Here is a 20,351-nt window from a genome sequence, read left to right as displayed (position 1 = left end):
GTCAAGCAACCGATCCCACGCGCCCATAATCGCGGCGAAAGTCGGCGGCGAACGCAGCGAACCTTCCTGCACCGATCGCGTCGCGCATCGACTGCATAAGCGCCTGGTAGAAGTGGATATTATGTTGCGTCATCAGCATGGCGCCCAGCATCTCGCCCGACCGAACGAGGTGATGGAGGTAGGCACGGCTCCAACCTGTACATACCGGACAGGCGCAGCGCGGATCCAGCGGATCGCCATCCTCGGCAAATCGGGCGTTGCGGATATTGAGCGGGCCGGCCCAGGTGAACGCCTGGCCGTTGCGACCCGAACGCGTCGGCAGCACGCAATCGAACATGTCGACCCCCCGTGCAACCGCGCCGACGATGTCATCGGGCTTGCCCACCCCCATCAGATAGCGGGGCCGATCGACGGGCAGCATATCGGGCGCGAAGTCGAGCGTGGCGAACATCGCGTCCTGCCCCTCGCCCACCGCGAGACCGCCGATAGCATAGCCGTCAAAGCCGATATCGATCAGTTGTTGTGCCGATTGCGCGCGCAGGCTCCGGTCGAGCGAACCTTGCTGGATGCCGAATAGAGCGGCACGACCCGCATGGTCACCCCCTGCGTCAAACGCGTCGCGCGACCGCTTCGCCCAGCGCATCGACCGCTCCATCGACCGACCGGCTTCTTCATGGGAGCAGCCGTTTTTCGTACATTCGTCGAAAGCCATGACGATGTCGCTGTCGAGCAGCCGCTGGATCTCCATCGACCGTTCCGGGCTGAGCATATGTTTCGACCCATCGAGATGGCTGGAAAAGGCGACGCCTTGTTCGCTCATTTTCGTCAGCGCCGACAGGCTCATTACCTGATAGCCGCCGCTGTCGGTCAGAATGGGCCGGTCCCACCCCATGAAGCCGTGCAGCCCCCCCAGCCGGGCCACGCGCTCCGCGCCCGGCCGCAGCATCAGATGGTAGGTATTGCCAAGGATGATGTCCGCGCCCGATGCCCTGACCTCGGCAGGCCGCATCGCCTTGACGGTGGCGGCGGTACCGACCGGCATGAAGGCCGGGGTTTGGATATCGCCACGGCGCATGGCGATGACACCCGCCCTGGCCGCGCCGTCTGTGGCGGAAATCGAAAACTGGAAACGGGGACGGATCATGGCGGCGGCGTGTAGGACGCCGACGTTCCATAGACAAGACAGGCGCGCGAGATCAGGAGAACAGCAAGGCTGTCAATAGCGGCGAGCAGCGCCCTGGAACAGCAGCGCGGGGTCGATCCGAAACCCGTCGACGCGCTTGTAGCGTCCTATGAAGCAGAGGCAGTCGCGAGACAGCGAAAACGGCCAGGCCTGACCTTCGCCATCCTGGAGCATCAATGTGACGCGGGCGCCGCTCGATCGATCATAGGTCATGCGCCCGACGTAATTAATAAAGGTTAACAACGGCCTTACGGCCGGGGCTGACAGTCTGCAAGAAATCGCCAGATGTGGCTGATTTGCATCACATCGCCATTTTGTGCGATATATTGGATGCGAGAACGCAACAGTCAGACCCGAAAAGGGTTAACATCGTGAAAATCGCCGCTCAGTCATTGCATAGCCGCAGCGAGCCTGTTCTCTTCTGATCGATCCAAAATTTGGGGGCGCAGATGATTGATTCCGGGCGGTTTAATCCGGTCGACGGCAGGATGGAAGTCGAACCGCTCCTGGACGACGGGCAGGATGACGGCCATTCGCAGATCTCCTTCCCTGACGACAGCCTGGAGCATCGACTCAGGCGATCGACGCTGTTCGACCTCGGGCAGATCGACGTTCGGTGGGATGCGGAACAAGGAGCGCTCTGGGCCTTCATGACCCCGCATGAACGCCCCAATTCCAGCCTGAGCCTGATTCGCGACACGATGGCGTGGCAGCGAGAGACTCGCCGGATGTTCGGCGCGGATGCCGGGCCGCTCAAGTTCATGATATTGGGCTCGCGCTTTCCGGGCATTTTCAACCTCGGGGGCGATCTTGAAATGTTCGCCGAATGCATACAGCGGCGAGACCGGGCGACTTTGGTGCGATATGGTGTCGCCTGCGTCGAAATCGTCGATCGCATCTGGCACTGCAACGATATGCCGATCATCAATATAGGCTTGGCGCAGGGCGACGCGCTGGGTGGGGGGCTTGAGGCGCTGATGTGTTTCGACGTCATCATCGCCGAGCGGCAGGCACGCTTCGGCCTGCCCGAAGTGCTGTTCGGCCTGTTCCCCGGCATGGGCGCCTATTCGATCCTGTCACGCCGGGTCGGTCCGCTGATCGCCCGGCAGATGATCACCGAAGGCCGCATTTACAGTGCCGACGAAATGTTCGACATGGGCATCGTGTCGCGGGTCGTCGACACGGGCGAAGGCGAAGCGGCAACGCGCCAATGGATCGCCGACCATAGTGCTCATCATGCCGGTTATGTCGGTATCAATCGCGCCGGCAGGCGAGTCAATCCGCTGACCTTGAGCGAACTGACTGATATCGTCGAAACCTGGGCGGACACCGCCATGTCCCTGTCCGACCGGGATTTGCGGATGATGCGGCGGCTGGCTTCCGCGCAGATGCGGCTGCGCGGCACTTAGCGCCGCTGCGTGCGTCATCTTGCGACGACCGCTGCGATGGGCAAAGCGCGGGCGCTTCAGGCGGTGCGAATGCCGACCGGCACGGCCATCGGAAGCAGCGGCCCCGCGGCGATCAGCCGGCCGATCGCGTCGCGATCGATCGGTCGGCTGAGCAGATAGCCCTGGACATTGGTGAAACCCGCCTGACGCGCGTGCATCAACTGATCCTCGGTTTCTATGCCTTCAGCCACCGTATCCATATCCAGAGCGCGCGCCAGATGGCCGATCGCGTGGACGATCGCGCGGTCTTCCCGATTATCCTGCACCCCGGCCATGAAGCTTTGGTCGACCTTGAGCGTGTCGAAGCGATAGGAGCGCAGGTAGCTGAGGGACGAATAGCCGGTGCCGAAATCGTCCAGGGCCAGCCGCAGGCCGATGCGCTGCAATTCGCGCAGGATGGCGTTGGTCTGGCCGCTGTCGTCGAGGAAAATCGATTCGGTAACCTCAAGCTCCAGCCGTCGGGCCGACAGGCCCGTTTCCAACAGCGTGGCGATGACATTGGCTGGCAAATCGGACGATTTGAGCGATGCGGGCGAAATATTGATAGCGATCCGCACATCCCCCGGCCAGGATGCTGCCGCCGAACAGGCCGATCGCAACACCCAGGCGGTCATCGGCTCGATCATCCCCATGCCTTCGGCTATCGGGATGAATTCGGCGGGAGAGACAGGCCCGAGCGTCGGGTGATCCCAGCGCAGCAGCGCTTCGCACGCATCGATACGGCCGCTCGCCAGATCGACGATGGGCTGAAACGCCAGTTTCAGTTCATCGATTTCGATCGCACGGCGTAGCCCGGTTTCAATCTCGTGCACGCGGTTGAAGCGCTCCTTGAGCGACCAGGTGAAGCTGGCGGCGCGATTGCGGCCGGCCCGCTTGGCTTCATAGAGCGCAAGATCTGCATGCTGCATCAACTCGTCCATGTCGCGCCCGTCCTGCGGCGCGACCGCATAGCCGATAGAAGCGGTCACCTGGAGATGATGGTCGCCCACGTCGAAGCCATAGCTGAAATAGTCGATGATCTCGCGCGCGATAGTCTGCGCGGTGACGCGATCGGTGTTGGGACAGATGAGAACGAATTCGTCACCACCGAAGCGTGCGATATGGCCCCGGCCGTGCAACACTTCATGCAGCCGCTCCGCAACGGTGCGCAGCAACTGGTCGCCGACCATATGGCCGAGGGAATCGTTGATTTCCTTGAAGCGATCAAGATCCATCCACAGAATCGCGGCGGCATCGTTCGACTTGTGGCTGTTTTCGAAAATCTCGCGCAGGCGCATCTGCATAGCCATGCGGTTTTCGAGGCCGGTCAGGCTGTCATAACGCGCCAGCCGCTCGAACTTTTCGGCAAGGAGCGACTTGTCACGCTTGCCGATCAACGCCTGGACGACGATGCGGTGCGTGGTGGAACTGATTTCGGCGAGGCCCAATATCATCATCGCCATGGCCACCGACAACACCCGATAGCCAATCGATCCTTCCAGCCACAGACCCGTCGCGGTCGGACCCAGCGCCAGGCAGACTTGGCCGACCGCAATCCGCACGCGCCCGGCGTTGCGCCCGGAAATGCCACCGGCATAGCCGGCCGCCATCGCCACATTGAGCATGTGGATCACTGCATCCTGTGAGCGCAGCAGCGTCACTATGCCCATCAGGCCCAGCAATCCGGCATAGGCCCATGCGCCCAATTCGTAAGCGCGTTCCCAATTGCGCGAGGCGTTGGCGGTTCCGAGCACCTGCTGGCGATGGAAAAAGATGGCCGATATGACGCGCAGGGTTCCGACCAGACACAGGGTGGCGACCACGGCGTCGATATAGTGGTCATCCGACAGGATGCTGGTGACGATGCCGACGGCAATGCCCGTCACGGCGCCGATCGTCAGCGATGCGGGGGAAGCGTAAAGCGTTTCGACAAGGCTCCGCCGTACGTCGGCCTCCTGTGCCGTACGCTGCGCGAAACGCCGTTTTAGAGATAGCCAAATGTCGAGCAAACAGTAGGGTCTCCGGTTCCCGACAGCCTTGATCGTCTTTTTCGCTTAGTTTTTGGTTAATTCCGATACAGCCCTATGCAAGGATCGGCTTGTCCTCACGTCACCGAAGAGATCGCGCCATGCCTTATTCGCTCCTGGATCGGCCCGTTTGGAATGCGCTCGCCACGGGATGGTCGGCATTTGCACAGGGCGACGATCAGGCACGCAGGATCGATGCACAATATGGTCCATTCGGTGCGAGCGCCGACCACGGTGACGCGGCGAAGGCGGCGCTTGCGCGGCTGGCGCCGAAAAGCGGCGAATTATGGATCGTCGAGCGACCCGGTGTTTCCCCGCCTTCGGGCCTATGCCTGGTGCGGGAGGCGGGCCTGGCACAGATGGTCGCCGACACGGTGCCCGATGAGGCGCCGCCGGGCACCCCGTTGCTGCTGACCGACCAGGATGCGGATGACATGCGTGCTCTGGCGCTGCTGACCCGGCCCGGCCCGTTCCATCCCCTCACCCACAGACTGGGCCGTTTCATAGGCATCCGTGACAAGGGCGTCCTGGTCGCGATGGCGGGAGAGCGGATGCGGATGTCTGGGCTGACCGAGGTCAGCGGCGTGTGCACCCACCCCGATCATCGCGGACGCGGCCACGCCCGGGTGCTGATGCGCCATGTGATGCGGGCAATGCAGGCGCGGGGCGAGACCCCGTTTCTTCATGCCTATGCCGCCCATGAGGCGACGATCGCGCTTTATGAGACACTTGGGTTTCGAGTGCGCGCGCACATGCAACTGAGCGTGATGGCCCGGACCTGATCTGGCAAGGGCGGCCAGCCAAAAAAAGGCCGGCGGATCGCTCCGCCGGCCTTTCCCATTGCCGTCAGGAAGGCAGGACTTAGAAGTCCATGCCGCCCATGCCGCCCATGCCGCCGCCGGGCATGCCCATCGGCGCCTTGTCGTCGGCAGGCATTTCCGAGATCGCAGCCTCGGTGGTGATCAGCAGTCCGGCCACCGAAGCGGCGTCCTGCAACGCGGCCCGCACAACCTTGGTCGGATCGATAACGCCGGCTTCCACCAGGTTTTCATAGACGTCGGTCGAAGCGTTGAAGCCGCGGGTCTCGTCATTTTCGCGCAGCAGGTTGCCGGCCACGACGGCGCCGTCGACCCCCGCATTCTGGGCGATCTGGCGCAGCGGCGCTTCGATTGCCTTGCGGATGATGTCGATGCCGCGAGTCTGGTCGTCATTCGCGCCCTTGAGGCCTTCCAGAGCCTTGGTGGCGTACAGCAGCGCCGTACCGCCGCCGGGAACGATGCCTTCTTCGACAGCCGCGCGGGTCGCGTGCAGCGCGTCGTCGACGCGGTCCTTGCGCTCCTTGACTTCGACTTCCGATGCACCGCCGACCTTGATGACCGCAACGCCACCGGCGAGCTTGGCCAGACGTTCCTGCAGCTTTTCCTTGTCATAGTCGGACGTGGTCGTCTCGATCTGCGCACGGATCTGCTCGGTGCGGCCCTTGATCGCGTCGGCATCACCAGCGCCGTCGACGACGGTGGTGTTGTCCTTGTCGATGGTGACGCGCTTGGCGGTGCCCAGCATGGCAAGGGTCACGTTTTCAAGCTTGATGCCGAGGTCTTCCGAAATCACTTCGCCCTTGGTGAGGACGGCGAGATCTTCCAGCATCGCCTTGCGACGATCGCCGAAACCAGGCGCCTTGACCGCTGCGACCTTGAGGCCGCCGCGCAGCTTGTTGACGACGAGCGTGGCCAGAGCCTCGCCTTCGATATCTTCCGCGATGATCAGCAGCGGACGACCCGACTGCACGACCGCTTCGAGGATCGGCAGGATCGACTGGAGGTTGCTAAGCTTCTTTTCGTGGATCAGGATATAGGGATCCTGAAGCTCGACCTGCATCTTTTCCGGGTTGGTCACGAAATAGGGCGACAGGTAGCCACGGTCGAACTGCATGCCTTCGACGACGTCCAGTTCGAAGTCGAGACCCTTGGCCTCTTCCACGGTGATGACGCCTTCCTTGCCGACCTTTTCCATCGCTTCGGCGATCTTTTCGCCGACCACGGTGTCACCGTTGGCCGAGATGATGCCGACCTGAGCGATTTCCTTGGTGCCCGAAACCGGCTTGGAGCGGGCCTTGAGGTCCTCGACGACCTTGATCACGGCAAGGTCGATGCCGCGCTTCAGGTCCATCGGGTTCATGCCGGCGGCAACCGACTTCATGCCTTCGCGAACGATGGCCTGGGCCAGCACGGTCGCGGTGGTGGTGCCGTCACCGGCGATGTCGTTGGTCTTCGAAGCGACTTCGCGCACCATCTGGGCGCCCATATTCTCGAACTTGTCCTTGAGTTCGATTTCCTTGGCGACGCTGACGCCGTCCTTGGTGATGCGGGGGGCGCCGAAGCTCTTGTCGATGACGACATTGCGGCCCTTGGGACCGAGCGTCACCTTGACCGCGTCGGCCAGGATGTCGACACCGCGCAGAATGCGCTCACGCGCGTCGCGGGAAAACTTTACGTCTTTCGCTGCCATGGTCTTAATACCTTCTATCGAGAATGTGTAAAATTGCGAAGTTCACACCGTCACTGGGTGTGAAATCCGCGAACCGACAAATCAGGCAACAATGCCCAGAATGTCCGATTCCTTCATGATCAGCAGGTCTTCACCGTCGACCTTGATCTCGGTTCCCGACCATTTGCCGAACAGGATGCGGTCGCCGGCCTTGACGTCGAGCGGAGTCACCTTGCCATCTTCGGCCTTGGCGCCCGAACCCACGGAGACGATTTCGCCTTCCTGCGGCTTTTCCTTGGCGCTGTCGGGGATGATGATGCCACCAGCGGTCTTCTCTTCTGCCTCTACGCGGCGGACGAGAACACGGTCGTGCAACGGACGAAATGCCATGTTGTTTGCCTTCCCTCAATATCCGGGAACCGGTCCGGCACGGCCTCCGCAAGGACATCCCTCGCGAAATAGTGCCCGCCTTATCCTTCTCCCGATGAACCATGATCTGTTAGCACTCACCCATCGAGAGTGCTAGCGGCGCTACATATGGCCGTCCGTTGGGGAAGGTCAAGAGCCACAAGCCAATTATTCGGGCGGCCCCGACCAGTTTCATGACATGATCGAGAACGCAGAGCAGAGCCATGCAAACCGCCCGCATATAGGCAAATAGGCAGCCGTTAGCCGAGCCTGCGTTGCAGGGTTGCAAACAGCCACCTATATCCTTCGCACCACCGCTGGAGACCTGCCCGTGACCGACATGCCCTATACCCCGCCCCGCGTCTGGACCTGGGACAAGGAGAATGGCGGGCCGTTCGCGCATATCAATCGGCCGATCGCCGGGCCGACGCATGACAAGGACCTGCCGATCGGCAGGCATCCGCTGCAACTTTATTCGCTCGCAACCCCCAATGGGCAGAAAGTGACGATCCTGCTGGAAGAACTGCTGGCGGCAGGACATGCAGGCGCGGAATATGATGCCTGGCTGATCCGCATCCAGGAAGGCGACCAGTTCGGCAGCGGTTTTGTCGCGGCCAATCCCAACAGCAAGATCCCGGCGCTGATGGACCACAGCGTTTCGCCGCCGCAGCGCGTGTTCGAATCGGGTTCGATCCTCCTCTATCTCGCCGAAAAGTTCGGCGCGTTCCTGCCGACCGATGCAGGCCCGCGCGCCGAGACGCTGTCCTGGCTGTTCTGGCAGATGGCCGCTACCCCGCTGCTGGGCGGGGGTTTTGGCCATTTCTACGCCTATGCGCCGGAAAAATGGCAATATCCGATCGATCGATATGCGATGGAAGCAAAGCGTCAATTGGACGTGCTGGATCGCCAGCTTGCCGACAACGACTATATTGCGGGCAGCGAATATACGATCGCGGACATCGCGATCTGGGCCTGGTATGGCGGTCTCGTCCTTGCCAATATCTATGACGCGACCGAATTTCTGGACGTCAGGAGCTACAAAAATCTGGTGCGGTGGGCGGAACAGGTCGCCGCGCGGCCAGCCGTGCAGCGCGGGCGCATCGTCAACAAGACCTTTGGCGAACTGAACGAACAGCTCCACGAGCGGCACGACGCCAGCGATTTCGACATGCGGACGCAGGACAAGCTGGAGAGCGCGGGGTAAGGGCGCGCCTATTCCGCCGCTTTGACGATCTCCGCCCAGGCCGCTTCGTCGATCACCTCGATCCCCAGTGCCGCTGCCTGTTTGAGCTTTGAGCCTGCACCGGGACCGGCAACGACCAGATCGGTCCTGGCGCTGACCGATCCCGCTGCCTTGGCACCCAGCCGCTCGGCCTGGGCCTTGGCCTCGTCGCGACTCATGGTCTCGAGCTTGCCGGTGAAGACGACGGTCTTGCCGGTGACGCTGCTGGACTTTGTTGCCACGATATAATCAGGTGGGCTGACCTGCCCCAGCAGATCGTCCCAGACGCGCTGGTTGTGCGGCTCGTGAAAAAAGTCGGCGAGCGCATGCCCGACTGCGGCACCGATATTGTCGACCCCGATCAATTCGGCGATCGCCTTGGCCAGACGGTTGTGGAAGCGATGCTCGGCTTCCTCGTCCTGCCGGTGCGTGGCCTCGCGCAGGGCGATGACCTGCTCGGCCAGCGCGCGTATGGCGGGCAGCCTCGTGTAGCGCTTGAGCAGATCGCGCGCCGTCACCGCGCCGACATGGCGAATGCCGAGGCCAAAGAGGAGACGTGCCGCGTCGATGGTGCGCCTGGCATTGATCGCAGCGAGGAGATTGTCGACCGACTTTTCCTTCCAGCCATCGTGCCCCAGCAAATCGGCGCGATGGTCGGCAAGGCGGAAAATGTCGGCGGGTTCGATGATCCAGCCCAGATCGAGAAATTCCTGGATCGTCTTTTCGCCCAGCCCCTCGATATCCAGCGCGGCGCGGCTGACGAAATGGCGAAGGCGTTCGAAACGCTGCGCCGGGCAGATCAGGCCGCCGGTGCAGCGGATATCCACTTCGCCTTCCTCGCGCACCGCTTCGGAACCGCAGGCGGGGCAATGGCCGGGATAGGCAAATGGCGGGCGATCCTCGTCTCGGGTCAGATTTTCCACCACCTGCGGGATGACGTCGCCGGCGCGCTGGATGACGACGCGGTCGCCGGGGCGGGCTCCCAAGCGCGCGATCTCGTCGGCATTGTGGAGGGTGACGTTGGACACCGTGACGCCGCCGACGGTGACCGGGGTCAGCCGGCCGACAGGGGTCAGCTTGCCGGTGCGGCCGACCTGGATGTCGATGGTTTCGAGCGTGGTCTGCGCCCGCTCGGCGGGGAATTTATGGGCGATGGCCCAGCGGGGCGCCTTGGCCACGAAGCCCAGCCGCTGCTGCCAGTCGAGCCGGTCGACCTTGTAGACGACGCCGTCAATGTCGAAGGGCAGGTCGGCGCGGGCGGCTTCGATGGCGCGGTAATGGGTGATGAGCGCGGTGAAATCATTCACGCCGGTCAGCAGGTCGGAGACGGGAAGCCCCCACCCGGCGATCGCGCGCATCATGCCCAGCTGGGTGTCGGCGGGCAATGCGCTATATTCGCCCCAGCCATGGGCGAGGAAGCGCAGGGGCCGGCTGGCGGTGACGCTCGCGTCCTTCTGGCGCAGCGATCCGGCGGCGGCATTGCGCGGGTTGGCGAACTGGCGCGCCTTTTCCGGGTCGTCGGCTTGCGCGAGCAGGCGGGCATTGAGCGCTGCGAAATCGCTCTTGGCCATATAGACTTCGCCGCGCACCTCGAAAATATCGGGTGCATTGCCCGTCAGCCGGTCAGGGATGTCGGCGATGGTGCGGACGTTGGCGGTCACGTCCTCGCCCGTCTGGCCGTCGCCGCGAGTGGCCGCAAGCACCAGCTCGCCCCTTTCATAACGCAACGAGCATGAAAGCCCGTCGATCTTTGGTTCGGCGGTCAGCGCCACCGCCGCGTCTTCGGGTAGCGCCAGGAAGCGGCGGACGCGGGCGATGAATTCGGCGATATCCTCGTCGGCAAAGCCATTGTCGAGGCTCATCATGCGGACGGCATGGGGCACTTTGCCGAGCGCGCTTGTCGGCGTCGCACCGACCTGGCCGTTGGGGGAATCCGCGCGGATCAGGTGCGGGAACGCCGCTTCGAGCGCATTGTTTTCGCGGATAAGGGCGTCATAGTCAGCATCGCTGATTTCGGGCGCGTCCTCATCATGATAGAGCCGATTGTGCCGCGCGATTACCTTCGCGAGGCGCATGAGGCGGTTGGCGGCTTCGGCTTCGGATAGGGTAGCGGCGTCGGTCATAGCTGCTTCCTAGCCACTCGCTCCGCCCCCGTCACTTCTTCCTGTGCTTGCCCTTCGCGCCGCCGATGTGGCGGATGTTCATCGGGCGGCCGCGATGGGTGCCGGGGCGGGTGCGGTCCTGTCGGCCTGGCGGGGGCCGGCGCCCTGTGGGCGCATCGGGGAGCGCAAAGCGCAGCGCGCCGTTGATCGGGTCGGCTTCCTCCAGCCGCAGGTCGAGCCGCTGGCCGACGGTATAGCGATCGCCGCTTTCCACGCCCTCCAGCGCCTTGCCCGCTTCGTCGAAGAAGAAGCGTTCCGCGCCCAGCGTGGAGACGGGGACAAGGCCATCGCCGCCCAGCCCCTCGACCGTCGCGAAGAAACCGAAATTCTGGACGCCGGTAATCCGCGCCTGGACGATTTCGCCCACGCGCGCGGCCAGGAAGGCGGCGACATAGCGGTCTATCGTGTCGCGCTCGGCCTCCATCGCGCGGCGTTCATGCTGGCTGATCAGCTCGCCGACGCGGCCCATATTCTCATAGTCCTCGACGCTGAGCGAGGTCTTGTCGGGCAGCGCGCCACCCTTGGGCCTTGGCATTTCCAGCCCGTACGCGCCCACCAGCGCGCGGTGGACGAGCAGGTCGGCATAGCGGCGGATGGGCGAGGTGAAATGGGCGTAGGAGCCGAGCGCCAGGCCGAAATGGCCCATATTCTGCGGGGCATAATAGGCCTGGGTCTGGGTCCGCAGGATCTGGAGCATGATCTGCTCCCTTTCCTCCGATTCCTGCGTGCGCTTGATCAGATGGTTGAAGGTGGTCGGTCGGATCACCTGACCCAACGCGAAGTCGATGTCGAAGGTGGCGAGATATTCCTTGAGCGCGACCAGCTTTTCGCGACTGGGCGGTTCGTGCACGCGGTACATGACCGGCGCCTTTTTCGCTTCCAGCGCCTTGGCAGCCGCGACATTGGCGGCGATCATATAGTCCTCGATCAGCATGTGCGCGTCGAGCCGCTCGCGCACCGCGACGCTGACGATCTTGCCCCATTCGTCCAGCACGACGCGGCGTTCGGGCAGGTCGAGACCCAGCGGATCGCGCTTTTCGCGCGCCTGGCGCAGCAGCGCCCAGCAGGCCCAAAGCGGTTTGAGGGCGGTTTCGAGCAGTGCATGATCCGTTTCGCCGTCGATCGCCGCCTGCGCGTCTTCATAGGCGAGCACCGCCGCGACGCGGATCACCGCGCGGGTGAAGCGCCATGATATGACCTTGCCGGCCTGGTCGATGACGAGATGGCAGGCCATGGCGGCACGATCCTGCCCCGCGCGCAGCGAACACATGTCCGACGACAGTTGGTGCGGCAGCATCGGCACGACGAGATCGGGGAAATAGACGCTGTTGCCGCGCTTGCGCGCTTCGCGGTCGAGCGCGCTTCCGGGGCGGACATAATAGCTGACGTCGGCGATGGCGACGATCGCCCTGTAGCCGCCCGGATTGGCGGCGTCGTCGTCCGGGGCTGCCCAGACCGCATCGTCATGGTCGCGCGCGTCGCTGGGGTCGATGGCGATGATCGGCAGGTGGCGCAGGTCCTCGCGCTTGTCCTCGTGCAGTGGCTGGGCGGCGGCGACCAGCGCCTCTTCCTCGGTGGCTTCGGGAAAGACATTGGGGATGCCATGCTTGTGGATGGCGATCAGGCTGAAGCTGCGGGGGGCGAAGGGATCGCCCAATATGTCGGTGACGCGGGCGGATATGCGCGGCGGGCGGCCGACCGGTTCGGCAAGGACGAGGTCGCCCTTTTTCGCGATGCCCGCGTCGCTGATCGGCGTGTCCTTGCGGATGCGCTTGTCGACGGGGCGAAGCCACAGCTTGCCGCCATCTCCCACCTCCACGACGCCGAGCAGCATCTCGATCGCACGGCCCAGCTTCTTCATCGGATGGGCAAGCCAGCCCTTGCCGGCTTCCTCGGTGCGCGCGAGGATACGGTCGCCGATGGTGAGCGCTCCCCGTTTTCCCCGCTCGACGATGCGGATGCGGGGCGCGGGCTGGCCTTCGGCCTCCCACCGCTCCGGCGTGGCGATGAGCGTGGTGTCTTCGACATCGACGATGCGCAGCGCCGTGACCTTGGGCACGCCGCCAAGCTTGTGGAAGGCGCGGGCGGGGCCGACATCGAGCAGGCCTTCGTCCGCCATGTCCTTGAGCAGCGCCTTAAGCGCGATCTTTTCCTGCCCCTTGAGGCCAAAGGCGCGCGCGATCTCCCGCTTGCCGGCGGGCTGGTCCGACGTGGTGATGAAATCCATCACCTGATCGCGCGTCGGCATGCCGGCGGGACGGACCTTTGCGGACTTCTTCGCGGGGGGAGACTTGCTCTTGGGGGGTGATGCCATCGCCCAGCTATAGGAAGCCCGGCGCGCGCCCGCCAGTGTGCATGGCGGAAATCATGCCTGCCATCCGTTGATGATGGACAGGATGATCCGATCGCTCGCCCTCGCAGCCCTTCCCTTCCTGCTCGCCGCGCCCGCCATGGCCGGCCCGCCGGTCTATCCGGCCTTCATGATCGACAAGCCAGGCGCGGAACATTATGCTTGGGGCGAAGGCAATGACGGATGGCATCTGGTCCGCACCGACGACATGTCGGTCATCCAGGAACGGATGCAGCCGGGCACCAAGGAAATCCGTCACATGCATCGCAAGGCGCGACAGTTCTTCTATGTCCTGTCGGGCGAATTGACGATGGAGGCCAATGGCGAAGTCACCCTGCTGAAAGCCGGGGAAGGCATCGAAATCCCACCGGGCATGGTGCACCAGGCGCAGAATCTGGGATCGGTGCCGGTCGAGATGCTGGTCAATTCCACACCCAAGAGCCATGGCGACCGGGTCGAGGTCGCCGCGATCGCGCAGTAAGCGGTTCGCTGGGCCTTCCCCTATTTCGCCGTCACGCCTTCGGGCAGCACCACCGCCGACCAGCTTTTGTCCATGCGGAGATATTTGCCGGCAAGGCTCTGGATCTCTGCCGGGGTCACTTGCAGCAGATCCGCCGCCATCGATTTCATCGCGCCGACATAGCGGGGATCGTGCGTCGCCCCTTCCATCTGGTTCATCCAGAAGGCGTTGCCGGTGCTGGCGCGGGCAAGCATCTGCCGCATCGGCGCGACTGCGCGTTGCAGTTCGTCGGCGCTGATCGGGGTCTTGGCCAGATCGGCGGCGGTATCCTTGACCAGGCCATAGAAGACGTTGATCTTTTCCGGCTTCACCTGGCTGGAGACGAGGATGTAGCCGCCACTGTCGAAGGATACCGGCCAGCTGTTCTGGACGCTGGGCGAATAGGCCGCGCCTTCGGCCGAGCGCAGCTTGTCGAACAGGCGATCATTGAAGATCTGGGTCAAAATTTCGAGTTGGCGCGATTCCTTGATGGCATCGAAGCCGCCCGACGTGGGCCATGCCATGACGGCCGCGGCCTGTTCCTTGTCGCCCTTGTGACGCAGTATGACGGGCGTTTGCGCGGGCGCGGGAAAGCGCATCGCCTTGTTTGCTGCCGGCACGGGCCGGTCAGGACGCGGGGCGAGCGCACCAAAGGTTTCACCCACCGCCGCGATAGCGTCATCGGCCTTTACCTGTCCGAAAATCTGCACCTCGATGGGTCCCGACGCCAGCAGCGGTTCCCATGTCTCGCGGAAGCTCTGCGGGGTCAGCGCATTGATCTCCTGGAGCGTGGGGGTGCGGTAGCGCGCGTCCTTATCGCGCAGCAACCAGTTGAGATCGCGGCCAAGCACGGCGTCGGGCGAGCGCGACAGGGCGTCATAGGCAAGCCCCGCCCCGGACTTGACGCGCGCAATCGGCGCCGGGTCCCAGCCGGGCGCGGCCAATTTGGCGGCGAACAGGCGCAACTGGTCCTTATAGTCCGCAGGGCGTGTGACCGCCGCCAGTTCGAATGCATCATCGTCGATGGAAAAATCAAAGCCCATGCGCCGGCCGTTGGTCAAATCGTCCAGTTCACGCTGTCCAAGCTTGCCGATGCCGCTCGCCACCAGCGCATAGTTTCCTGCCCAACTGGGCACGGCCCTGGTCGGAGAGAATGCCTGCTGGCCGTAGCCGAAGCGGACATTGATCCGCACCTTTTCGGTTTCAGCGTCATTGGCGAACAACGTCATCTTGACGCCATTGGCAAAGGTGATGGTTTCCATCCCCAACATGCCGACCGGCGTGCGCGAAACGACCTTGCCCGGCGCACCCAGCGCCGGCAGGTCGGCCATGGTCACGGTGCCGTCGGCAAGGCGTGCGTTGGTCGCGGCCGCCACGGGGGCGGCGAGCGCGGCCGCGAGCCTGGCCTCTGAATCGGGCTGCGCCTTGCCGGTCATCAGCAACGCGCGAAACACGCCGGCGGAAAAGAGGCGCCGAGTCGATGCCTGCATCTTTTGCGGCGTCATGGCGGGCTTGCCGGCGCGGAAAATGTCGACCGCCGCCTGCGGGCTGACGATCGTTTCGCGGATGTCGACGGCGCTGGCCAGGTCGCTCGCCTGCTTGGCTCCCGCTTCGGTGTCGGCATTTTCGACCTGCACCATCAACGCGGTGTCGAACTGCGCATATTCGCGGTCGATTTCCTGCTGGCTGGGCGGGGTCGCCTTGGCGTCTTCGATGATCGCGCGGACATCGGTCAAAGCCTTCGCCCAATCCTCGCCCGTTGGCACGATGGACAGGAAGGTGCCATCGACCGAACGGCTGACATCCTGTTGCTCGGCGCTGGCCTGGAGAAAGCTGCCCCCGGCCCGCGCCGCCTGTTCCAGCCGTCGATTGACGATCTGGAGCGCCAGCATGTCGGTCAGCTTGTCCTGATTGTAGACGATGGTGTCGGCGCGCGGCTTCCAGGGCCGCAGCCATGCCATGGAAATGCCGGTCGGCAGGCCGGGTTCGACAAATACCCGCGTGGCCGACGCCTTCGCATCGGGTTCCCCGAAGTCAGGGGCCGCTGCGCCCTTGCCCGCGCCCTGCCAGCTGTCGAAATGATCCTTGATCAGCTTTTCGGCAGCGGCGGGATCAATGTCACCCGCGATCGAAATCACCGCGTTTTCGGGACGATACCAGCGCTGGTGAAAGGTCATCATCCGATCGGCGGTGGCGGCGGTCAGCGTCTTGACGGTGCCGATGGGGCTGTGATCGGCGAGCGGCTGGCCGGCAAAGAAATGCTGGCGCGTGATTTCCGACAGGCGAAATTGCGGGCCGAAAGATTCGCGCATTTCGGCGAGCACCACAGCCCGTTCGGCCTCGACCGCGCTGGCGACGATATTGGGATCCGCCATCATGCCCGCGAGGATCTTCATGCTTTCGCCCAGCCCCTGCGGCGTCGCCTGGGGCAAATCCAGCGCATAGGTGGTGCCGGTCGGCGTCGTCTGAGCATTGCTGTCGCTGCCGAATGTAACGCCCAGCCGTTGCCAGATGCGCTTGGATTCGCCGTCGGGCACATGGCGCGAACCACGGAAGGTCAGATGCTCCATGAAATGCGCAAAGCCCAGTTCGTCCGCCTGCTCCATCAGCGATCCGGCGTCGATGCGCAGGCGGATGCTGACCTGCCCCGGCGGCACCCCATTGCGCCGCACCGCATAGCGCAGCCCGTTGGACAATGCGCCAAAGCGCCAGGCCGGATCGATCGGCACATCGCTATTTTCATAGAGCCAGGGGCGAAGCTGGGTCTGGCTTCCCGACGCGATGGCGGGCGCGGAAGGAGCGTCGCGGGCAGCGGAGGCCGGAGCGGCGATCAGCAGCGAAAGAACGACTAGCGAAGCGGCGGTGCGCCGGGGAGAAAAGCTCATGGGCGGGCAACCTAGCGGCATTTTCATGAATGACCACTGACAATGACGGGGAATGCCGATCCCGCCGTGACCGGGTCGCTAGGGACGGATATGCATGAAGTCCCTGTCATAGCTGCGCAGGTGCGCGCCGCCATCGACATAGACGGTCTGGCCAGTCACCGCCGTCGCGTTCGCCAGATACAGCACCGCCTCGGCGATCTGTTCGGGCAATGGCAGGCGGTCGAGCGGCATCGCCCCGGCCAGCCTTTCCATCTGATCGTCGTCATAGTCGGCGGTTGCGATGGTCAGGCCCGGCGCGACGGCGTTAACGCGCACGCGCGGCGCCAGCGTGCGCGCGGTCATCCGCGTCAGCCCGGCCAGCGCGATTTTCGACAGGGTGTAGGCGAACTGATCGCCATGGGGATGGTCGACCCGCTGGTCAAGGATGTTGACGATGCAGCGATCCACCCCGCCACCCGGCACGGTGGCGAACGCCTTGGTGAGCAGGGCAGGCGCGATGCAGTTGACCGCATAATGGCGGGCCAGATCGTCCGCGGTCACATCCTCCAGCCGGTCCTGCCCGAAAATGGCGGCACTGTTGACCAGCAGGTCGGGCGCCCGGCCGAAATGCGTGGAGATGGCGGCGATCAGGTCCTCGGCGCTTTCAGGATCGGTGAAATCGCAGACGAAGCCGTGCCAGGGCGTCTCATTGGCCTCCAGCGCCAGCGCCAGCGACGAATCCAGCCGCGTGTCATGGCTGCCATGGATCGCCAGCATGTAACCCGCGCCCGCCAGCGCCGCGCTGATCGCGCCGCCGAGCCGGCGATGGCCGCCAGTCACCAGCGCCAGGCGGTTGCCCGACATCGGTCGACCGCCTGATGGCGGCGCTTGCTGCGCCGACGCACGCAGCGGCAGGGGTGCTGGCGTTTCGCTCATAGACCGATCAGGTTCAGCACTTCCTTGCGCGCTTTTTCATCTTCGCGGAACACACCCATCATCCGACTGGTCTTCATGATGACGTTGGGCGTGCGGACACCCCGTCCGGTCATGCAGCCATGGGTGGCTTCGATCACCACGGCCACGCCCTGGGGATGCAGATTGTCCCAGATACAGTCGGCAACTTCGGCGGTCAGGCGCTCCTGCACCTGAAGCCTGCGCGCATAGGCTTGCAGAACGCGCGCGAGCTTGGAAATGCCCACCACATATTCGTTTGGCAGATAGGCGATATGCGCCTTGCCGACGATGGGGGCCATGTGATGCTCGCAATGCGACTGAAACGGGATGCCCTTGAGCAGCACGATCTCATCATAACCGCCGACTTCGTGGAAGATGCGCGACAGATGATAGGCCGGGTCCTCGCTATAACCTTCGCAATATTCGCGCCAGGCGCGGGCAACCCGCTCGGGAGTCTCGATCAACCCCTCGCGCGTGGGATCATCGCCCGACCAGCGGATCAGGGTGCGGATAGCCTCCGATACTTCGGCGGGCACGGGCGCCTTGGCGGGCGCGTGCATAAGTTCGTGGTCCACGGCATTGGCCATCGGCAGGCTCCCCCTGTTGTTGACCCGATCGATATGGAGAGAGTGCGCGGCGATTGCCAGCCCCCAGCGGCTATGGACAGTTTGCCGCGTCAATGGCACATCATCGCGGTGCGCGACATCAACCCGCAAGAGGGCGCATGGGCCGCCGCAATGTTCATGACAGATCCTTCCCTTTACCTGGTTCTTGCCCATGCGCACTGAACGGATCGCAGCGGTGCTGCTGGCGGCCGGCGCGTCGTCACGCTTTGGCGAGGACGACAAGCTGATGGCGGACCTGCGGGGCAAGCCGATGATCGCGCATACGCTGGAAACCGTGGCGTCCATGGCTTTTGGCGAATTGATCGCGGTAGCGCGACCGCTGCCGCTCGCCCCCGTCATCCATCGCAAGCTGGACCGGCGCGGCTATACCATTCTGGTCAACGAACGCCCCCAGGACGGGATTTCCAGCAGCATCGTGCAGGCGGTGCGCCATGTCATGCCGATGAGCAAGGTGCGCGGCATCCTCATCTGCCTGGCCGACATGCCAGACGTGCCGCAGACACATTATAACCGCATCTGCCTGGCGGCCGAGGACATACGGTCGGTGGTGGCCAGCACGGACGGCTTCTCCTCCTCTCCGCCCGCCTTCATCGGCCGCAAGCATTTCGACGAGCTGCTGGCGCTGCGCGGCGACCAGGGCGCGCGCGCGCTGCTGAGCCATGGGGTACAGATCGAGACGAGTGGCAGCGTATTGCGCGATGTCGATACGCCCGAGGACCTGCTGGACGTGCGGCCGACGACGCCTGAATAGTCCCATCGTTCAAGCGGCATCAGTCCTGGTCCGGCTTTGACGCTACGGCATTGCGACGGTCGGGCAAAGCCGGAAAATACCCTTGCACTTTACGTAAACGTAAATACATTTGACGCCTATCTCGACCGCGTTCGATAGCGGCGATGGAGAAGGATCACATGACGCACGCCTATATCTACGACGCTGTTCGCACGCCGCGCGGCCGGGGCAAGAGCGACGGATCGTTGCACGAAATCACGCCGATCCAGCTTGCCACCCAGATGCTGCAAGCCGTGCGCGACCGCAGCGGCATCGACACCGCCGACGTCGACGACGTCATCATGGGTTGCGTGACGCCGGTGGGAGAACAGGGCGCGGACATCGCCCGCGTCGCCGCGCTCAATGCCGACTATGCGCAGACCACCGCAGGGGTACAGATCAATCGCTTCTGTGCGTCCGGCCTGGAAGCGGTCAATATCGCCGCTGCCAAGGTGATGGCCGGCGAAGCGCTGTTCGCGATCGGCGGCGGCGTCGAATCGATGAGCCGCGTGCCGATGGCGTCGGATGGCGGCGCCTGGGCGATGGACCCGGCGGTCGCATTCAAGACCTATTTCGCGCCGCAGGGCATAGGCGCCGACGTCATCGCCACCAAGTTCGGCATCAGCCGCGACGATGCCGACGCCTATGCGGTCGAAAGCCAGCGTCGCGCCAAGCAGGCCTGGGATGAAGGCCGCTTTGCCCGCTCGATCGTCCCGGTCAGGGATGTGATCGGCCAGGTCGTGCTGGATCATGACGAACATATGCGCCCTGAAGCGACGATGCAGTCGCTGGGCGCGCTCAAGCCCAGTTTTGCGGCACTGGGCGAGGAGATGCCGGGCTTCGACACGGTCGCGCTGTTGCGTTATCCTGAACTGGAGTGCGTCAACCATATTCACCATGCCGGCAACAGCAGCGGCATCGTCGATGGCGCCGCCTCGGTGCTGGTGGGCGGCAGGGAGATCGGCGAGAAATACGGCCTGAAACCCCGCGCCCGCATCCGCGCCATGGCCTCGATCGGGTCCGAACCCTTGATCATGCTGACCGGGCCGGAATTCGTCGCGGGCAAGCTGCTCGCGCGGGCGGGCATGTCCGTGGCCGACATCGACCTGTGGGAGTTGAACGAAGCCTTCGCCAGCGTCGTGTTGCGCTACATGCAGGCCATGAAGCTCGACCACAGCCAGATCAACGTCAATGGTGGCGCGATCGCCATGGGGCATCCGCTGGGCGCGACCGGAGCGATGGTGCTGGGCACCGCGCTCGACGAACTGGAGCGGTCCGGCAAGGGCACCGCGCTTATCAACCTGTGCGTGGGCGCCGGCATGGGCACCGGCACGATCATCGAGCGTATTTGACCCCTTCCCCGTTCGCCAAAG

The 20,351-nt window shown here is 63.9% G+C and carries 17 protein-coding genes; 7 read left to right on the top strand and 10 right to left on the bottom strand.

The window, feature by feature from the left end; all coding sequences use genetic code 11:
* Position 1 precedes the first annotated feature (1 nt).
* Both tgt and WG908_RS11560 read right to left on the bottom strand, forming a co-directional pair.
* Entirely contained in the window at positions 2-1,144 is a 1,143-nt protein-coding gene (gene tgt / locus WG908_RS11565; protein WP_340186731.1) for a tRNA guanosine(34) transglycosylase Tgt, read from the bottom strand.
* Between the two features lie 72 nt (positions 1,145-1,216).
* Entirely contained in the window at positions 1,217-1,396 is a 180-nt protein-coding gene (locus WG908_RS11560) for a hypothetical protein (protein ID WP_340186730.1), read from the bottom strand.
* A gap of 236 nt (positions 1,397-1,632) precedes the next feature.
* On the opposite strand from WG908_RS11560, the gene WG908_RS11555 reads away from it, so the two are divergent.
* Entirely contained in the window at positions 1,633-2,592 is a 960-nt protein-coding gene (locus WG908_RS11555; protein ID WP_340186729.1) for a crotonase/enoyl-CoA hydratase family protein, read from the top strand.
* A gap of 56 nt (positions 2,593-2,648) precedes the next feature.
* Here WG908_RS11555 and WG908_RS11550 read toward each other — a convergent pair whose 3' ends face one another.
* On the bottom strand, positions 2,649-4,610 hold the full coding sequence (locus WG908_RS11550) for a putative bifunctional diguanylate cyclase/phosphodiesterase (protein WP_445326713.1): 1,962 nt from the start codon (positions 4,608-4,610) through the stop codon (positions 2,649-2,651).
* Between the two features lie 128 nt (positions 4,611-4,738).
* Here WG908_RS11550 and WG908_RS11545 point away from each other — a divergent pair, with 128 nt between their 5' ends.
* Positions 4,739-5,419 (top strand): GNAT family N-acetyltransferase, encoded by a 681-nt coding sequence (locus WG908_RS11545; protein ID WP_340186727.1) that lies wholly within the window; start codon positions 4,739-4,741, stop codon positions 5,417-5,419.
* Positions 5,420-5,498: 79 nt separating this feature from the next.
* On the opposite strand, the gene groL is transcribed toward WG908_RS11545, so the two are convergent.
* A complete protein-coding gene (groL, locus tag WG908_RS11540) occupies positions 5,499-7,145 on the bottom strand; it encodes a chaperonin GroEL (protein ID WP_340186726.1) in 1,647 nt (548 codons plus the stop codon).
* An 81-nt stretch (positions 7,146-7,226) separates the two neighbouring features.
* Entirely contained in the window at positions 7,227-7,514 is a 288-nt protein-coding gene (gene groES, locus WG908_RS11535; protein WP_340186725.1) for a co-chaperone GroES, read from the bottom strand.
* 349 nt (positions 7,515-7,863) lie between these two features.
* Here groES and yghU point away from each other — a divergent pair, with 349 nt between their 5' ends.
* Complete coding sequence (gene yghU / locus WG908_RS11530; RefSeq protein ID WP_340186724.1) at positions 7,864-8,736, top strand: glutathione-dependent disulfide-bond oxidoreductase; 873 nt, start codon at positions 7,864-7,866, stop codon at positions 8,734-8,736.
* An 8-nt stretch (positions 8,737-8,744) separates the two neighbouring features.
* On the opposite strand, the gene ligA is transcribed toward yghU, so the two are convergent.
* Entirely contained in the window at positions 8,745-10,877 is a 2,133-nt protein-coding gene (gene ligA, locus WG908_RS11525; RefSeq protein ID WP_340186723.1) for an NAD-dependent DNA ligase LigA, read from the bottom strand.
* 31 nt (positions 10,878-10,908) lie between these two features.
* On the bottom strand, positions 10,909-13,230 hold the full coding sequence (gene rnr, locus WG908_RS11520; RefSeq protein ID WP_340186722.1) for a ribonuclease R: 2,322 nt from the start codon (positions 13,228-13,230) through the stop codon (positions 10,909-10,911).
* Between the two features lie 82 nt (positions 13,231-13,312).
* On the opposite strand from rnr, the gene WG908_RS11515 reads away from it, so the two are divergent.
* Entirely contained in the window at positions 13,313-13,747 is a 435-nt protein-coding gene (locus tag WG908_RS11515) for a cupin domain-containing protein (protein ID WP_340186721.1), read from the top strand.
* A 20-nt stretch (positions 13,748-13,767) separates the two neighbouring features.
* Here the strand turns inward: WG908_RS11515 and WG908_RS11510 are convergent, their stop codons facing one another.
* From WG908_RS11510 to folE, 3 genes are all read right to left on the bottom strand, one after another.
* Positions 13,768-16,650, bottom strand: a complete 2,883-nt coding sequence (locus tag WG908_RS11510; protein WP_340186720.1) for a M16 family metallopeptidase — start codon at positions 16,648-16,650, stop codon at positions 13,768-13,770.
* A gap of 78 nt (positions 16,651-16,728) precedes the next feature.
* Positions 16,729-17,565 (bottom strand): SDR family oxidoreductase, encoded by an 837-nt coding sequence (locus tag WG908_RS11505; RefSeq protein ID WP_340186719.1) that lies wholly within the window; start codon positions 17,563-17,565, stop codon positions 16,729-16,731.
* Entirely contained in the window at positions 17,562-18,143 is a 582-nt protein-coding gene (folE, locus tag WG908_RS11500) for a GTP cyclohydrolase I FolE (RefSeq protein ID WP_445326712.1), read from the bottom strand. The genes WG908_RS11505 and folE overlap by 4 nt, the downstream gene beginning before the upstream one ends.
* Between folE and WG908_RS11495 the strand changes: the two genes are divergently transcribed.
* From WG908_RS11495 to WG908_RS11485, 3 genes are all read left to right on the top strand, one after another.
* Positions 18,138-18,371, top strand: a complete 234-nt coding sequence (locus tag WG908_RS11495; protein ID WP_340186784.1) for a hypothetical protein — start codon at positions 18,138-18,140, stop codon at positions 18,369-18,371. The two genes, folE and WG908_RS11495, sit on opposite strands and share 6 nt — an antisense overlap.
* Positions 18,361-18,960, top strand: a complete 600-nt coding sequence (locus WG908_RS11490; RefSeq protein ID WP_340186717.1) for a nucleotidyltransferase family protein — start codon at positions 18,361-18,363, stop codon at positions 18,958-18,960. The genes WG908_RS11495 and WG908_RS11490 overlap by 11 nt, the downstream gene beginning before the upstream one ends.
* Positions 18,961-19,118: 158 nt before the next feature.
* Entirely contained in the window at positions 19,119-20,330 is a 1,212-nt protein-coding gene (locus WG908_RS11485; protein WP_340186716.1) for an acetyl-CoA C-acetyltransferase, read from the top strand.
* Positions 20,331-20,351 lie beyond the last annotated feature (21 nt).

This window comes from Sphingobium anseongense, assembly GCF_037725245.1.
GTDB lineage: Bacteria > Pseudomonadota > Alphaproteobacteria > Sphingomonadales > Sphingomonadaceae > Sphingobium.
This window is presented reverse-complemented; position numbering and strand designations above follow the sequence as displayed.

Bases quoted from the DNA above. Each gene is read 5' to 3' on its own strand.
- folE (WP_445326712.1), bottom strand. From the start codon at position 18,143: ATGCACGCGCCCGCCAAGGCGCCCGTGCCCGCCGAAGTATCGGAGGCT.
- WG908_RS11490 (WP_340186717.1), top strand. From the start codon at position 18,361: ATGCGCACTGAACGGATCGCAGCGGTGCTGCTGGCGGCCGGCGCGTCG.
- WG908_RS11505 (WP_340186719.1), bottom strand. From the start codon at position 17,565: ATGAGCGAAACGCCAGCACCCCTGCCGCTGCGTGCGTCGGCGCAGCAA.
- WG908_RS11510 (WP_340186720.1), bottom strand. From the start codon at position 16,650: ATGAGCTTTTCTCCCCGGCGCACCGCCGCTTCGCTAGTCGTTCTTTCG.
- tgt (WP_340186731.1), bottom strand. From the start codon at position 1,144: ATGATCCGTCCCCGTTTCCAGTTTTCGATTTCCGCCACAGACGGCGCG.
- WG908_RS11515 (WP_340186721.1), top strand. From the start codon at position 13,313: ATGATCCGATCGCTCGCCCTCGCAGCCCTTCCCTTCCTGCTCGCCGCG.
- groES (WP_340186725.1), bottom strand. From the start codon at position 7,514: ATGGCATTTCGTCCGTTGCACGACCGTGTTCTCGTCCGCCGCGTAGAG.
- WG908_RS11485 (WP_340186716.1), top strand. From the start codon at position 19,119: ATGACGCACGCCTATATCTACGACGCTGTTCGCACGCCGCGCGGCCGG.
- WG908_RS11560 (WP_340186730.1), bottom strand. From the start codon at position 1,396: ATGACCTATGATCGATCGAGCGGCGCCCGCGTCACATTGATGCTCCAG.
- WG908_RS11555 (WP_340186729.1), top strand. From the start codon at position 1,633: ATGATTGATTCCGGGCGGTTTAATCCGGTCGACGGCAGGATGGAAGTC.
- ligA (WP_340186723.1), bottom strand. From the start codon at position 10,877: ATGACCGACGCCGCTACCCTATCCGAAGCCGAAGCCGCCAACCGCCTC.
- rnr (WP_340186722.1), bottom strand. From the start codon at position 13,230: ATGGCATCACCCCCCAAGAGCAAGTCTCCCCCCGCGAAGAAGTCCGCA.
- WG908_RS11545 (WP_340186727.1), top strand. From the start codon at position 4,739: ATGCCTTATTCGCTCCTGGATCGGCCCGTTTGGAATGCGCTCGCCACG.
- groL (WP_340186726.1), bottom strand. From the start codon at position 7,145: ATGGCAGCGAAAGACGTAAAGTTTTCCCGCGACGCGCGTGAGCGCATT.